Source organism: Ardenticatena maritima (genome assembly GCF_001306175.1).
Lineage (GTDB): Bacteria > Chloroflexota > Anaerolineae > Ardenticatenales > Ardenticatenaceae > Ardenticatena > Ardenticatena maritima.
In genome coordinates, this window is the sequence record NZ_LGKN01000004.1 from 354,534 (window position 1) to 368,704 (window position 14,171).

Below are 14,171 nucleotides of genomic sequence, written 5' to 3' on the forward strand. Positions count from 1 at the left end.
TCAAAGCAACAATCGCCTTTTTTCGCAAGGCTTGCATTTCCACCAAAACAGACCAGAATATCACCTGCCGAACAGACAGACGATGCCCCCCGTGGGCACGAGGAGCAACAATGAGCGAGTATTATCTCTCGAACGCCGACCAGATTGCCGAACATCTGGCGCAAGCCGACGAAGCCGTTGCGTTGGGCGACTACGAACGCGCCCGCACCGAATACCGCGCGGCGTTGACGCTCGCCGAAGCCGCAGGCGATGAAACCGCCCTGGCGGATGCGATGCGCGGCTTGGGCACAGTGGCGCAACTGGAAGGGCACTACAAAGACGCCTTGCGGCTCTTGCGTGGGGCGCTCGCCCTGGAACGCCGCCTGGAACGCCCCCGCCACCTGGCGCTTTTGCTGAACCGCCTGGGGGCGACCGCCTACGCCGCAGGCGAATACGAAGAAGCCCGCAACGCATTCAGCGAAGCCATCAAAACCGCCGAAGCCCTGCGCGACCCCGCCCTGCTGGGCGAAGCGGTGCTGGGCATGGGCTTTGTGGCGCAAGCCGAACATGACCTGGAAGAAGCCGAACGCTGGTACGCCGAAAGTTTGCGGCTGGCGCGCGAATCAGACGACCAGCAGACCATCGCGCGGGCATTGCACCAATTAGGCAACGCGGCTTTTCTGCAAGGCAAACTCGACGAAGCCGAAACGTGGTATCGCGAAAGTCGGACGCTGGAAGAGGAAATCGGCAACCGCCAGGGCGCGGCGGCTTCACTCTACCAACTGGGGATTTTGGCGCAAATGGAAAACGACCCCGAACGCGCACGCGACTATTACCGCGAAGCCCTGGAAACGTTTGAGGAATTGGGCGACCGCCACGGGATCGCCAGCGTGTTGCACCAATTGGGCACACTCGCCCAAGATGAAGGCGACCTGGAGACCGCCGCCCAACTGCTCGAACAAAGCCGCACCATCAAAGAAGAAATCGGCGACCAGCGGGGGCTTGCCACCACCCTGCACCAACTTGGGCGGTTGGCGGCCGGACGCGGCGAATACGACAAAGCCGAAAGCCTGCTCACCCAAAGCGCCAAACTCGCCGAGGCGCTGGGAGACCGCGCGGGCATTCTGCATTCACGCCACGAACTGGCGACGTTGGCGCAAGCCGTCGGCAAAGATGATGTCGCCGAAGCCATCTATCACGAGAACCTGCGCGGCTACGAAAGCCTGGGCGACCAACGCGGGCTTGCCATCACCCTCGCCCGCTTGGGTGATTTGCATTTCCGCCGCGGCGAAAACGAAGCCGCCGTGGCGTACCTCATCAAAGCCTTCACCCTGCTGGGCGCACTGAGCGAACGCGAACAAAGCGCCCTGGTGCACCTTGTCGCCGCACTGTTCGCCCGCCTGGGGCGCGAACGCGTGGAACAATGGCTCCAGGAACTCGCCGACCGCGACGACGACGTGGCGTTCCTGCTCAACAGCGACTACTGGCGCAACATTGCCGACTTTCTGGATACGCTGGCGCAACGCGAAAAACTGGTGCAACAAGTGCGCCACGTGCTCCACCTGCGCGACCACGGCACCGACGCCCAACGCCATCATCTGGCGCAGGATTTGCACGCGCTGGCGGAGCAACACGCCCAAGAAGAGAGCGTCCTCGCGGACTTCTACCGCACATTGGCGCACTTGCTCGAAGGGCACGACGCCCAACAGGAGATTGCCAACTTGCCGCCCGCCCTGCGCGACGTGATTTTGGACGTGTTGCACGATGCCCCCTGAGAACGGGGCATACCATTTGACAGAACCGCTTTCGTGTTCATCATACACACATGAATGACAACCGAAGCAGTGGGGCAACGCTGAGCCGATCCTGCAAAGAAGCAGGTCGGCTTTTTTTTCGCCTCTCGTTGAAAAGTGCATAGCAGGGTACCCGTGAACGTTCTGACACTCAGCGACATTCCAATCGGCTTCATTTACAGCGAGCAGGTGCGCACACGTTTCCGCCACATTGATGTGGTGCTCAGTTGCGGCGACCTGCCCTACTACTATTTGGAATACATTATCAGCATGCTGGATGTGCCACTCTATTTTGTGCGCGGCAACCATGCCAAACTGGTTGAATACACGACCGGCGGTCCACGCACCCACCCATGGGGCGCCACCGACATGCACCGCCGGGTTGTCAATCATCGCGGGTTGCTGTTAGCCGGCATCGAAGGGTCCATACGCTACAACCGGGGTCCCTTTCAGTACACCCAATGGCAAATGTGGGGGCATGTACTGCGCCTGACGCCCATGCTGATCCAGAACCGTCTGCGTCATGGGCGCTACCTGGACGTGTTCATGACGCATGCGCCACCGTGGGGCATTCACGACCAACCTGATTTACCCCACCAGGGCGTGAAGGCGTTTCGCTGGTTCATACGCACGTTCAAGCCGGCTTACCACATTCACGGGCACATTCACGTCTATCGTCCAGACACCACCATCGTGACCCGTTTTCACGAGACATGGGTCATCAACACCTACGGGTATCAGGAACTCGTCATCAAGCCGGGGGTGTGCCCCAACAGCGACCCGCTCCGTTTCGGAAAGGAGTGAACGATGTTCGACCATTTTGCACGCGAAGACTTTGAACGCGCCCGCCGCAAGGCGTTTTGGAACAAAATTCTGGCACTCTTGCTGGGGAAGCAGAATGAACTGCTTCCCTTTGATGAAATTCAGCGCCGTTTGCCGATGAAAGGGCAGCGCTATTTGGGCTTGCAACAAGTCCCGCTTGATAAAATCGTCGGGAGCATGAGCCGCTACCGTGACTTTGACCGTGCATTTTTGCCCACGCAAGAAAAAACGCGCGACCGGTGGATCAACATTGACAAAGCCCACTACCAGGATGTTGCGCTTCCACCGGTTGAACTCTACAAAATTGGCGATATTTACTTCGTCAAAGACGGCAACCATCGTATTTCGGTCGCCCGTGAGCGTGGGCAAATGTACATTGACGCATTCGTCACCGAGATTGACGTGCCCGTACCGCTCACGCCCGACATGGACGTGCAAGAAGTGGTGCGCAAAGCCGAATATGCCGCGTTTTTAGAGCAAACCCACCTGGACACGGTGTGCCCCGACGCCAATTTTGAGTTGACCTTGCCGGGGCAATACGACAAACTGTTGGAACATATCGAAGGGCACCGCTGGTTTCTGGCGCAAGAACGTGGTGAAGACGTTTCCTTTGAAGAGGCGGTCAAATCGTGGTGTGAAAACGTCTATCGCCCCGTGGTCAAAATCATCGAAGAACAAAACATTCTGGATGCGTTTCCCGGGCGCACACCCACCGACCTCTACTTGTGGATTATCGAACACCACTGGTATTTGCGCGAAGCCTACGGCGACGTGCCACTGGAAGAAGCCGCCCGTCATTTCGTGGAAGATTACGCCGAACGTCCCATCAAACGCATGACCAGCATTATTCGGCGGGCAACACGCGAGTTGACCGGCAAGCCACTCAAAGAGGAGAAAAACAAATGACAAACGAGCGCACACGCCCGCTCATCGCTGTGTACGGCTCGGCACAACCCCAACCAGGCGATGAATTATACGAAGAAGCCTATCGTCTGGGGCGTTTGCTCGCCGAAGCGGGGTTCGATGTGATGAGCGGCGGCTACTACGGGACCATGGCGGCGGTCAGTCGTGGGGCGCACGAAGGGGGTGGGCGCGTTGTGGGCGTCACCATGGCGATTTTCGACCCACGCCCACCCAATGAGTGGGTGCACGAAACCACCCACACCCCCGGCTTTCCCGAACGCTTGCGCACCCTAACCGAAATGGCGGACGCCTACATTGCCTTGCGCGGCGGCATTGGGACGCTTACCGAAGTCGCCTACACCTGGGGGCTGATGCAAACAGGAGCAATGCGCCCCAAGCCCTTCATCTTATTGGGGGCGCCCTGGCGGCGGCTCCTTGCCCTGTTGCAAGAAGATGATTTTCGTATCGCCCCGCACCACTACAACCTTTTGACGGTGATTGAAGACGTAGACGCGGCGGTACAACACCTACGCGACCAATTGGGCGTGTAAGTTTCACAAATTTGCCATTTTACGCTACAACAAGCGGCGCACGAGTCCACACGTAGAGGAAAAACGAGGAGGCACCATGGCCGAAGGTGTGACACCACGCAGCGAAGATTATTCGCGCTGGTATCAGGACATTATCCGCGAAGCCGAACTGGCCGACTATGGCCCTGTGCGGGGCACAATGGTGATTCGCCCCTACGGCTACGCCATTTGGGAAAACATTCAAAAAGCACTCGACCGCCGTTTCAAAGCCACGGGGCACCAAAACGCCTACTTCCCCATGTTCATCCCGTACTCTTTTATTGAAAAAGAAAAGGAACACGTCGAAGGCTTTTCGCCGGAGTTGGCGCTGGTGACGATTGGCGGCGGCAAAGAACTTGAAGAACCGCTGGTCGTGCGCCCTACGAGCGAAACCATCATCAACTACATGTTCGCCAAATGGGTGCAGAGTTATCGCGATTTGCCGCTGCTCATCAACCAATGGGCGAACGTCGTGCGTTGGGAAATGCGCACACGCCCCTTCCTGCGCACGCTTGAATTTTTGTGGCAAGAAGGGCACACCGCGCACGCCACTTACGAAGAAGCCGAGGAAGAAGCCCTGCGCATGATTGAGATTTACCGCGACTTTGCCGAGAACGAAGGCGCGGTTCCGGTGGTGGTGGGGCGCAAATCGCGCCTTGAGCGGTTCGCGGGCGCCCTGCACACCTACACGATGGAAGCCATGATGGGCGACAAGAAAGCCCTGCAAGCCGGCACCAGCCATAACTTGGGGCAAAACTTCGCCAAAGCCTTTGGCATTCAATTCCTGGATGAAAACAACGAGTTGCAATACGCGTGGCAAACCTCGTGGGGGGTGAGCACCCGCTTTGTGGGGGCGGTGATTATGGTGCATGGCGACGACCAGGGGCTGCGCCTGCCGCCGCGCCTCGCCCCGATTCAGGTGGTGATTGTGCCCATCTGGCGCAAGGAGCAAGAGCGCGAAAGCGTCGAACAATCCGCCCAGCGGGTGCGTGAGCAACTCGAAAATGCGGGTATCCGCGTCCACCTGGACGACCGCGAAGAGCATACGCCCGGCTGGAAGTTCAACTTCTGGGAAATGAAGGGGGTGCCGGTACGCATCGAAATCGGGCCGCGCGACGTTGCCAAGGGGGCGTTTGTGCTGGCGCGTCGTGATATTCCCGGCAAGGAAGGCAAAACATTCGACCACCCCATCGAGGAAGCCGCTTCACGTGTGCAAGCGCTTCTCGATGAGATTCAACGCAACCTGCTCGAACAAGCCCGCGCCTTCCGCGACGCCAACATTCATGACGTGCGCACCTACGATGAATTGCGCGAGGTCATCGCCGCCGGCGGCTGGGCGCGCGGCTACTGGGCTGGCTCGGACGACGACGAACGCCGCGTCAAAGAAGAAACGGGGGCGACGTTGCGCTGCTTCCCCTTCGAGCAACCCGGTGAGCCTGGCGTCTGCTTCATGACGGGGCAAGAAGCCACCGAAGTTGCGATTTTCGCCAAAGCCTACTGATTCACCCCCGCTAACGAGAGGTGCGGTGCATGAAGCCAATGCACCGCACCTTTTTTCTTGTTGCAGGCACGTCCTCTCCATCGATTCAAATCTGTTGAAAATCCTGTATCCGACGCGCCTTGTATTGACAGCCTGCCCACTCCATGCCACGATAGAAAAAGCGCCGCCCATATGTGCAGAGAGGGAGAAGCCGTGGACACCTCTATCATCCAGCAAGCCATGTTGGTGAACATTTTCATCGTTGCCGCCCTGGTCATCACCGGGGTAGGCACGTGGTACGCCGGCACCCATGGCGGCTATTTTCTCGCCCTTTTGACAGGCGCTCTTGCCACCTTTCTGCTCTTCGTGATCCTGGGCTTTGATTGGCTAACACTGTTTTCCATTCTCTGGCCCTTTTGGAGCGGGTTGCCGATTTTGGTTTATCTGGTCGGACTGTTGAAAGAACGCTGGCAACGGCTCATTCAACGTGAACAAAGCCTTCTCAAAGAAGTTGAACAGCGCCGCCGCATCGAGCGGTTTTGGCACCAATTGCTGGCCCAGCATCAAGCGTACTTCTGGACCTACGACCTCACCACAAACGAGGTCCACATTCAACCAGTATCGCCCCCCTCGGCGCTGACAAAACTCCTGAGGAACCTGCCAACACTTCCCCACGACCATCCGCTCGCCTCCGCCTATCAACAAGCGCGCACCGGTCAAACCGTGCGCACTGAGATTAATATTGCGGGACAAACATGGGTTTGCACCCTGGAGCCTGACTATCAAAACAGTTCTCCCCACCGCATCTTTGGGCTTGCGATTCCACAGATCTCCACGCCTTCCAGCGACCCGGCGATTGAAGAAGAGCACCAACGCCTGCAAACGCTTATCAGCGAAAGCCCTATTATTTTCTTCCAGCGTGAACGTGAGGACGACGGCGAATGGCATCTGGTCTACATCAGCCCCAACGTCGAGCGGCTGCTGGGCTATTCCGAAGAAGAATTGCTTGCGAGCGATTTGCAATGGGCGCTTGACATCACCCACCCCGAAGATCTTCCCACCGGGACGGCGCACGTTGAACGCTTGCGCAAAACAGGGTCCAGCACCATGCGGGTTCGGTTGCGCCACAAGAAAGGGCACTACATTTGGGTTGAAAGTTATGCCCAGATCACCCGCACGGTGAATGGTCGCGAAGTGTATCAAGGCTATATGCTTGACATCACCGAACTGGCTACCACGCAACAGCAACTTGAAGAACAACGCACGTTCTATCGCACCATTCTGGAGCACATGCCCGACATTGTGCTCGTCATCCTTGCCGACGGGACGATTGTCTACGCCAGCGCCAACGCCCCACACCGTCTGCCTGGCTTGAAAGAACAAGAAACGCCCCGCATTCCAGCCGCTCTCACGTTGGCGCTTCGGCCGGAAGACCGTCACCAGGTCCATCATCTCTTGTCGGTCTTGCCGACATGTGTTGCAGGAGAAGTGTACCGCACAGAATGGGTCATCCATGATGAAGAAGGAAACGCCTCTTTCTACGAAGTGGAAGTGCGGCATCTCGCGGAAACCAACAGTATCAATGGCTATATTCTGACACTGCATGATATTACCGAACGCAAAGCCCTCACAAATCGCCTGCAACTTTTCTCCCACGCCATCGAACATGGCGCCCACCCCATGCTGATTTTGGACGCACACCTGAACATCATTTACAGCAACAGCGCGTTTCAATCACTGTTGGGGAACACCAACCCGCCGGAGACGGCTTCTGGACTCACCGCACTCGAACATCTCGCGAACACATATCATTTCAACACATCACTCAGCAATATCCGCGACTATGTGTTGGCGCACGGACAATGGCATGGGCAACTCGTTGGACACCATACCAATGGTGACCCGCTCATTCTCGATGTGGGGGTCTCGAAGTTTGAACGCGATGGGCAACTCTGGTTTGTCGTCATCGTGCAAGATATCACCGAAACACACCAAATGGCGCTGCAACTCCAACAAGCCAACCTCTTTTTGGAACAACTCATTGAGCATAGCCCTATTGTCATGTTCCGCCGCGAAGGTGAAGATTTTCGGCTGACGTATATCAGCCCGAACGTTGAGCGTATTCTGGGCTTTCCTGCGGAAGCGGTACTCGGCAAGCCACTGGACGCCATCAACGAACGTGTGCCGCCCGACGAGATTTCCCGACTCCATGCGCATGCCCAACGCGTCATCGAATACGGGTATGACAGCATCCTCTACCGCACATACCACCGCGATGGCACTGTGCGGTGGATTTACGGCGTCAGTCGCCGCTTTACCGATGAGCACGGCACGCCCTTTGTTATCGGCTACCTCCAGGACGTCACTGAGGAAGAAGAAGCGCGTCGTGCGCTCCTCAAAAGCGAAGCCCGCTACCGCCATCTGGTTGAGCAAAGCGGCTTGGTCATGTGCATTCTCGACATGGAAGGACGCTTCCACTGGGTCAACCGCACATTTGAAGAAGCAACAGGCTACACGCTGGACGAATTGAGCCAGATAACGCTGTACGATCTGCTCAAACCAGCCTCACCCTCTGACATTCCACAGTTTCTGCACATGCTTCAAAGTAACGGCTATGTCGAAGGCATTGGGCGCGCCCGACATAAAGACGGCTCTCTGCGTCTTTTTCGATACAAAGCATTCTTACGTGTTGAAGACGGCGAAGAGTATATCTACGCCTATGGGTACGACATTACCGAGCAGTACACGCTGCGTAAAGCCCGCAAGCGGCTGGAAACTCTGCAACAAACATTGTGGGAACTAGGGCAAAAAGCACTCGCCGAACGCACACCAGAGACGCTTTACACCTTTACCGTCACAACGCTGGCTCGAGCATTAGGCGCGCCCCATGTGCTCCTGTTTCTCTATGATCCCAAAGCCGAAGAAAACATCAGGCTTGCCGCCTCGCACGGCCTGGATAGCGAACAACATGCACGATTGTCGACACACACACCACTTCTTCAAAAAGTGGCGCATTCTCTCTTCTTGCACACCCCTCAATTGGTCCGTGAGGAAACGTCGGGGATCTTCGACGAAATGCCCCAACATGTCGCATACTATCTTCCCCTTGTACATGACTACACCGCCTACGGCTTGCTTTTGGTTGTCGCGCATGAAGACATTTTCGACGAAAATACAGTCCAGTTTTTGCACAATGCCGGCACAATCCTTGTCAACGCCCTGCAACGTTACGCCTACGAACAAGAAATCGCCACGCTTGCCTACACCGACCCGCTCACGGACCTTCCCAATCGCCGCCTCTTCTTCGAGGAAGGGCAACGGTTGCTTGCGTTGGCAAAGCGCCACCAACGCTCAGTTGCCCTGCTCTATCTCGACCTGGACCAGTTCAAGGAAGTGAATGATACGCTAAGCCATGAAGCCGGCGACCTCTTGTTGCGCGAAACAGCACAACGGTTGAAGGAAGCCACCCGCGCCAGCGATCTCATCGCACGCTTGGGAGGGGATGAGTTTGCGATTTTGCTGTATGACGTCGGTGAAAATGAAGCCTTGCGCGTGGCGCATCGTATTCAAGAAGCCCTCCAAGAGCCAGTCGAAATTCTCGGCCATCGCATCGCACTCAGTACGAGCATTGGCATTGCCTTTTTCCCGACACACGGGGAAGACCTGAACGACTTGCTCCGCAACGCCGACGTTGCCATGTACCACGCCAAACGTACCCGCGCCTTCGCTTCTGTGTATCGGGAAACGTTCCACGCCCACACACCCGACCATTTGACACTCGCCGCAGACTTGCGAACGGCGATTCAACAACGCCGTATTGACGTCTACTTTCAACCCATCCTTGATGTGCAACATGGCACAATCCCCAAAGTCGAAGCACTGGCGCGCTGGTTCCACCCCGAACGAGGCTTCATCTCGCCGGGTGTTTTCATTCCGCTCGCCGAGCAACACGGCTTGATTGCTGAACTTGATCGTGTTGTCCTTGAAAAAGCCATCCAACATCTCAAAGAATGGCATCGCCAGGGGTTCACACATTTGCACGTTGCCGTCAATTTCTCTCCCCAAACCATTCGCAACATGCAAATTGTCGCGTTCCTCAAAACCCTGTGTGGTGTGTACAGTCTCCGACCACAGGCGCTGACGATTGAAATCACCGAAAGCATCCTGGCAGACTATCACACCATCAAACCCATCCTCCAACACTTGCATTCCCTTGGTATTGAAATTGCCATAGACGACTTTGGAACGGGCTACTCGTCGCTCTCGTACATCGAAAATCTCCCGCTTGACATCATCAAAGCCGATCGCGCCTTTGTCATGGGCATTGGAGAACGCCCCACAAGTGAAGCCATCCTCTCCACCATTCTCACACTGGCGAAGAATTTGGGCGTTGCCGCCCTCGCCGAGGGTGTTGAAACAACGCAACAATTGCACTGGTTGCGCCAGCACCAATGCCGTTTTGTGCAAGGGTTTCTGCTGAGCAAACCGGTTCCCGCCGATGAGGTGTTGTCCACCATTGCCCAACTTGAAGAAAATCTCGGCACTCTTTTCCCCGGAAACCTATACAGTGAGGATTGAGAATGCTATGAGTACGCAAACATTTCTTTCACCACCACCCCGTGTGACACTCATCAACGCCTTTGCCAAACCCTACGAAAACGCCGTCGCAACGGCGCGCACGTGCTACTCCCCCCGCGGCATCGTGTACCCCGAACAGGTCGCCGAAAAGCCCGACCTGCGCGACCGCATCGCTGAAAGCATCTACCAAGCGGGGCACCATACCACATTCCAGCATGGACATGTGCAATTCGCGCTGGAAAACGTCAGCCGCCATTTCATTTGGTCTTTCCTGCACTCACACCCCTTCTACAACAGCGAGCAAGTCAGCCAGCGCTATGTCCGCGTCGCCCCCGACCAGATGGCGGTGCCCCCCCTGCGGGGAGAAGCGCTCCGCCTCTATCACGAAACGCTGGCGCGGCAAGTGAGCGCCTACGAGCGCCTCATCGAACTGCTGACACCAACGGTGGAACGTCTCTACTTCGCACGCTTCCCCTCACGCGCGCCACGCAACGGGCAAGCCCACCCCCTGGCGCGGCGCTGGATTCCCAAGCGCGCCCAAGAAGTCGCCCGCTATGTGCTCCCCGTTGCCACGTTCGCTTACCTCTACCACACCATCAGCATCCTGACACTCTTCCGCTACTGGCGCCTCTGCCGCCAGTACGACACACCCACCGAAACCTACATGGTGGTGGAACAAATGGTCAACGCTGTACTGGCGCTGGACCCTCTGCTCGCGCAGATTCTCGAAGAGCCGCTCCCGCTTGAAGAGACGCTCGAATACCGCTTCTGGCAGGAAGCCCACGCCCAACGGGCGCCCTGGTCGCGCGAGTACCGCGCTGAATTCGATGCCATGCTCGAAGGGCATACCAGCAAACTCGTCTCGTGGAAGCCCGACAACGAAGCCCTGCTGGCGCAAGCCGTGCGCGAAGTGCTGGGCGTCCCGCGCCACGCTCTCAACGATGCAGACGCCATCGCCTTGGTACTCGACCCACGCCAAAATCGCTACTACGGGGAAGCGCTCAACGTGACGACGATGAGCAAACTCACCCGCACGCTGCACCACCCGCATTACACGTTCCGCAAAAAACTCTCGCACACCGCCGACAGCCAAGACCAGCGCCATCGCATGACGCCGGGCAGTCGCCCCATGCTCACCGCCTACCTCACCGAAGACCCCGATTACATCACGCCGGCGCTCATCCGCGAGACCCCCGCCGCACAGCGCCTCTATGATGAGACCATGGCGTACACGTGGGACGCCATCAATCGCCTGCGGGCGCTGGGCGTCGAAGACGAATACGCCGCCTACCTGCTTCCCAACGCGGTGAGTATTCGCTTCACCGAAAGCGCCGACTTGCTGGCGTTGCACCACAAATTGCGCATGCGGCTCTGCTACAACGCGCAGGAAGAAATTTTTGCCGCCAGCCGCGACGAAGCGCTGCAAATCGCCGCCGTCAATCCCACCATCGGGCGCTACCTGGGCGCGCCCTGCACCCTGCGCCACGCCGCCGGGCGACGCCCCTACTGTCCCGAAGGCGACCGCTACTGCGGCGTGCCCGTCTGGAAATTGGGGATAGACGAGTACGAACGCATCTTGTGAAACAAAAAAAGACCTGACAGGCGTCTGTCAGGTCTTTTTTCTTCCAGGTGGGTGCTACGACGCCGACCCCTCTACGACGCGGTAAAGCGCCGCCAACTGCGATTCAAGCAACTCGATAGCCGAGCGCATCGTTGCATGGTCGAAGGCAAAGCGTGCGCCCGCCGTTGCGTACAATTCGGGCAACGAGCGCGTGCCGCCCAGCGCCAGCGCCGCGCGATACGCCCGCACAGCCGCCGCCTGGTCTTTCAGCGCATTCGCCCACACCTGCACCGACCCCAACTCCGCCAAGCCATACTCGACGTAGTAGAGCGGCACGGTGAAAATGTGCAACTTGCGGTGCCACCCCGTCACTTTGGCGTCTTCCAGGCCGCTCCAATCCACCCCCGGCATGAAGCGGTCCCACAACTCGCCCCACTTTGCATCACACGCCGCCGGGTCGCGCGCCTCGTCAATGTTCTCGTACACCCAATGCTGGAACGCATCCACCACCGCCATGTAGGGCCAGAACAACACAATCCCTTCCAAATGCTCAATACGGGCGCGCGCATAATCCGCATCATCGTAAAAGCCGCCTTCATCCTTGTGCCAGTAGGGCGACGAAAGCAATTCCATCGCCATAGAGGCCACTTCGGCAAACTCCATACCAACTTCACGCTGGTGAATGTACGGCAGCGCCATGGACTCGAAGGCGTGGAAGGCGTGCCCCGCCTCGTGCACCATCGTGCGCACATCACTCTGCAACCCGACCGCATTCATGAAGATGAAGGGGCGGCGCGATACAGGAAACTCAATGCAGTAGCCGCCGGGCGCTTTGCCTTTGCGGTTCGCCAGGTCTAACAAGCCCTCTTCGCGCATGATGTCGAAATAGCCCCCCAGCGTCTCATCCACACGGTGGAAGATACGCGCCGAGGTGTCAATCAATTCCGCCTCGGTCTGGAAGGGACGCAACGGGGGGCGATATTCAGGGTCAACGTCCAAGTCCCACGGGCGCAGTTGCTCCACGCCCAGCAACTGGCGGCGGCGTTCGTAAATGCGCGACGCCGCCGGCACAACCACATCTTCAATCGCTTTGTGGAACGTGCGGCAATCCTCAGGCGTGTAGTCGAAGCGCGTGAGCAATTCCCAGCGGAAATCACGGTAATTGGCGAAACCGGCGTTCTTCGCCTGCTGCTCACGCACATCCAGCATGCGCAGCCACAACTCGTTGAGCGCCTCGCGGTCCGCCAATTGGCGCTCGATCATCGTCCGCCACGCCCGTTCGCGCAGGTCGCGGTCGTGTTCTTGCAAGAGAGGGCGCATCTGGGGCAATGTGCGCTCTTCGCCTTTCCATTCCACCGTCTGCGCGCCGGTGATTTTGTTGTATTCATTCGACAGGTTGCGTTCCTCGGTAAACAGCGGAACGTTCTCTTCACGGAAGATACGGGCTTCGGTTTCAATGCGCTTCAACGGCAACTCAAACCCCTCTGGGCGCAAGCCCGACGCCAGCAGTTTCTGTTTGAGCGCCTGCTCCGCCCGCTGAACGTGCGGATACACCTCACCAATGAAGCGTTTGAAGCGGGCTTCAGCGGCTTCGTCGGTGGTGTCCTGCGTCGTGGCAACGTAGAGGCGCGAGTAGATTTCATACACGCGCTCATCCAACGCCGACCAACCGCTCAGCCACTCCTGCACTGTGGCTTCGGTCAGCGGTTGTTTCTGCAACGCCTCGTAATACGGACGCAAGTCATCCCACGTCCAATCCAAAAACGCCTTGTAATCGTTCGGCAAGTCCAACATAGGCTTATCTCCTCTCCATCGAGTTTTTGAACAACGGACCACGCTCGCGCCATTCACGCGCCAACATGGCGTACAGTTTCATGTCATCAAAGCGGTCACGGTTGCGCATTTCTTCCCGCAAAATGCCTTCCAACTGAAACCCCAAACGCTCGGCAATGGCGCAACTGGCATGATTGCCCGTGGCGCACCGCAGGTACACGCGGTTGAGCCCCAATTCCCCAAACGCAAAATCCACAATCGCCTGCGCCGCACGGGTCATAATGCCGCGCCCGGTGTACGCCTGGCTCAACCAGTACCCCACGCCCCCTGTTGAATGGTCCAGATTCACGGCATGCACGTCAATCGAACCAATCACCTCATCACCATCCCACAGGTAAAACAGGTACATTTTCCCTTCCGCCATCCACAGCAAACATTGGCGGATGAAGGCGCGAATATCCTCAGGTCCTTTGCAATCCCACGCCCAGGGCAGCCAACGCCCCAAATGCTCGCGGTTGGGCTCCACGGTGCGGTACACCGCTTCGGCGTGGTGCAGAAGCGCCAGCCGCACCTGTATGCCATCGCCTAAATCAAACGTCGCCATTGACCACCTCCCGAATTGTTGCACTGGCAAACTATTTTATGCGAGGGTGAATGTCTCGCAAATGCGCGCAACTCCGCTATACTTGTCAAGCATATCCCCGTGCCAAAGA

At 57.7% G+C, this 14,171-nt stretch carries 9 protein-coding genes; 7 read left to right on the forward strand and 2 right to left on the reverse strand.

Annotated features, from left to right (window positions below; genetic code table 11):
* Positions 1 to 110: 110 nt before the first annotated feature.
* From SE16_RS06380 to SE16_RS06410, 7 genes are all read left to right on the forward strand, one after another.
* Complete coding sequence (locus tag SE16_RS06380) at positions 111 to 1,754, forward strand: tetratricopeptide repeat protein (RefSeq protein WP_054493258.1); 1,644 nt, start codon at positions 111 to 113, stop codon at positions 1,752 to 1,754.
* A gap of 153 nt (positions 1,755 to 1,907) precedes the next feature.
* On the forward strand, positions 1,908 to 2,576 hold the full coding sequence (locus SE16_RS06385) for a metallophosphoesterase family protein (protein WP_054493257.1): 669 nt from the start codon (positions 1,908 to 1,910) through the stop codon (positions 2,574 to 2,576).
* Between the two features lie 3 nt (positions 2,577 to 2,579).
* A complete protein-coding gene (locus SE16_RS06390) occupies positions 2,580 to 3,500 on the forward strand; it encodes a DUF4032 domain-containing protein (RefSeq protein ID WP_054493256.1) in 921 nt (306 codons plus the stop codon).
* Positions 3,497 to 4,048: an LOG family protein gene (locus tag SE16_RS06395; RefSeq protein WP_054493255.1), complete on the forward strand. Its 552-nt coding sequence runs from the start codon at positions 3,497 to 3,499 to the stop codon at positions 4,046 to 4,048. Before SE16_RS06390 ends, SE16_RS06395 begins: the two co-directional genes overlap by 4 nt.
* 76 nt (positions 4,049 to 4,124) lie before the next feature.
* The gene (gene proS / locus SE16_RS06400) at positions 4,125 to 5,567 is read left to right on the forward strand and encodes a proline--tRNA ligase (RefSeq protein WP_054493254.1); all 1,443 of its coding nucleotides are present in this window, start codon (positions 4,125 to 4,127) and stop codon (positions 5,565 to 5,567) included.
* A gap of 171 nt (positions 5,568 to 5,738) precedes the next feature.
* The gene (locus tag SE16_RS06405; protein ID WP_082374286.1) at positions 5,739 to 10,124 is read left to right on the forward strand and encodes an EAL domain-containing protein; all 4,386 of its coding nucleotides are present in this window, start codon (positions 5,739 to 5,741) and stop codon (positions 10,122 to 10,124) included.
* 7 nt (positions 10,125 to 10,131) lie between these two features.
* The gene (locus SE16_RS06410) at positions 10,132 to 11,706 is read left to right on the forward strand and encodes an FAD-dependent thymidylate synthase (protein WP_054493252.1); all 1,575 of its coding nucleotides are present in this window, start codon (positions 10,132 to 10,134) and stop codon (positions 11,704 to 11,706) included.
* Between the two features lie 54 nt (positions 11,707 to 11,760).
* Here SE16_RS06410 and SE16_RS06415 read toward each other — a convergent pair whose 3' ends face one another.
* Together SE16_RS06415 and SE16_RS06420 are read right to left on the reverse strand one after the other, a co-directional pair.
* The gene (locus SE16_RS06415) at positions 11,761 to 13,479 is read right to left on the reverse strand and encodes a M3 family oligoendopeptidase (protein WP_054493251.1); all 1,719 of its coding nucleotides are present in this window, start codon (positions 13,477 to 13,479) and stop codon (positions 11,761 to 11,763) included.
* Positions 13,480 to 13,483: 4 nt separating this feature from the next.
* Positions 13,484 to 14,062 carry a GNAT family N-acetyltransferase gene (locus SE16_RS06420; protein WP_054493250.1) on the reverse strand — a complete coding sequence of 193 codons (579 nt, stop codon included), beginning with the start codon at positions 14,060 to 14,062 and terminating at the stop codon, positions 13,484 to 13,486.
* Positions 14,063 to 14,171: the final 109 nt, after the last annotated feature.